Genomic DNA, 2,234 nt, shown 5'->3' on the forward strand with positions numbered 1-2,234 from the left:
AGCTTATTTAGATAAAATTCAAAAGACTGGTATAAAGTATTTGGATAAAATATATTATAAATTAGCTTTTAGTTTTGAGATGCTTTATGATTGGGAAAAATCTGAAAAATATTATTATAAAGCAATTGAAACCAATTATCATTGTTCTATATATCATTATAGATTAGGAATAGTTTTAGAAAAACAAGAAAAAACTAAACAAGCCTCTATATATTATAAAGAGGCTATTAAAAGAGATTCTCATTGTCACGTAGAATATTTTTATAGATTAGCTAGTTGTTTAATGAAGCTAGAGAATTATGAAGAAGCATGTATATTCTTTACTCAAATAAATAGAATTAACAATAATATTTTTGATCAAAATTCAAACTTTTTAAAAGATAATTTTTTTAGACAAAAAGCTATATATTTGGATTATTATGAAAATGAAGATATTTTAGAGAATGCTATTTTGTATCAAACTCATACTGCACAATTTATGTCATGTAATCCTTATGCAATTTTTTTACATCTTTTAAAAGATTTGCGATTTGATAATTTTGTTCATATATGGGTTTTGCAAGATTTAGAATCTATTCCTTTAGAATTTAAACAGAATAAAAAAATTATTTTTGTAAAATATTTTTCTAAATTATATTTTAAATATTTATCTAGCGCAAAATATTTGATTAATTCGGGATCTTTTTGTAGGTTTTTTATAAGAAAACCTGAGCAAAAGTATTTAGCAACTTGGCATGGAACACCTTGGAAATGTTTAGGGAAAGACATAAGACGAAGTTTTATGGAATTTGAAATTACTCAGAAGGATTTTTTGCAATCAACTCATATTATATCTCCAAATAAGCATACATCTGAAGTTTTAGTACAAAAGCATGATATTGAAAATATTTTTCAAGGTAAAGTTTATGAATGTGGTTATCCTAGGATTGATATTACTTTAAAATTAAATAACTTAAGAAAACAACAAATACGAAAAAGATTAAATATTAAAAATGATGATAAGATTATATTATATGCGCCAACATATCGAAACTCATTTGAAAAAGCAGAGTTGAATATTAAAAAACTTCTAAAAGATCTTGAAATATTTAGAAAATCGGGATTTAATGTTGTATTTAGAGGTCATTATAATTTAGAAAATAAGCTAAAAGATAATGAGGTATTAAGTGTTCCTAGAGATATAGATACTAATGAACTTTTATCGATAGTTGATATATTAATAACTGATTATTCTTCGATTGCATTTGATTTTATGATTTTAAATAGACCAATTATTTATTATATTTATGATTATCAAGAATATAAAAAACAGCATGGCTTATATTTTGATATTGAAATGTTAAATTCTGTTTATTGTAAAACTTCTCAAGAAGTTTTAGAAATTTTACAAAATCCAACAATGCTTGAAAAATGTAAAATTTCTCGAGAGATTAAAGATAAATTTTTACCAAATGAAGATGGTAATGCAACACAAAGAGCTGTTGAGTTTTTCTTTTTTGATAAATTTAATGATTCAAAAATATATAAGACTTCTAATAATAAAATAAATTTATTAATTTATCCTGGAGGATTGGGTAATAATGGCATAAGTGTATCTTTTGTAAATTTTTTAAATTATTTAAATTTTGATAAATATAATGTTTATATTGCTATTGATTCATGGCAGGTTAGACAAAGTTCAACTTGCATGAAGTATATTAATCAAATAAGAGATAAGGTTTATATTCTCGGTAATCCTAATATTTTAAGTCAAACTCAAGAAGAAAATTGGTTATTAAATAATCCTATTTATAAAAATAAACGAGCAAATCAAGAGCAAGAAACTGTTTTTTTAAAATGTTTCGAACGTGATTTTAGATGTTTATATGGAGATTCTAAATTTCATTCTTTGATTAGTTTTGATGGTTATGGGGAGTTATGGGTTTATAGATTTGCTTATGCTAAAACAAATGCTAAAAAAATTATTTATCTTCATAATGATATGAAAGGTGAATTTGATGTAAGATTTCCTTATCTTGAAAAGATTTTTAATGTTTATAAATATTTTGATCATATTTTTTCTGTTTCAAAAGAATTAAGTGATTTAAATAGAGATAATTTATCTAATATTTATCAAGTAGGATATAATAAATTTGATTTTATGAATAATATTATAGATTATAAAAATATATTATTTAAAAGCGGTTTCACTTTAGAGTGTATAGAAGATGAATCTATCTTTAATGATAATAGTA

Annotated in this window: 1 protein-coding gene; it reads left to right on the forward strand. The window is 22.7% G+C overall.

Going from position 1 to position 2,234, the window contains the following annotated elements; translation table 11 throughout:
* Positions 1–40: 40 nt before the first annotated feature.
* On the forward strand, positions 41–2,234 hold a 2,194-nt coding region (locus JG677_RS07840; RefSeq protein ID WP_234284670.1), incomplete at its 3' end, for a CDP-glycerol glycerophosphotransferase family protein.

The organism is Campylobacter sp. TTU-622 (genome assembly GCF_016598965.1).
In the GTDB taxonomy this organism is placed as follows: domain Bacteria; phylum Campylobacterota; class Campylobacteria; order Campylobacterales; family Campylobacteraceae; genus Campylobacter_D.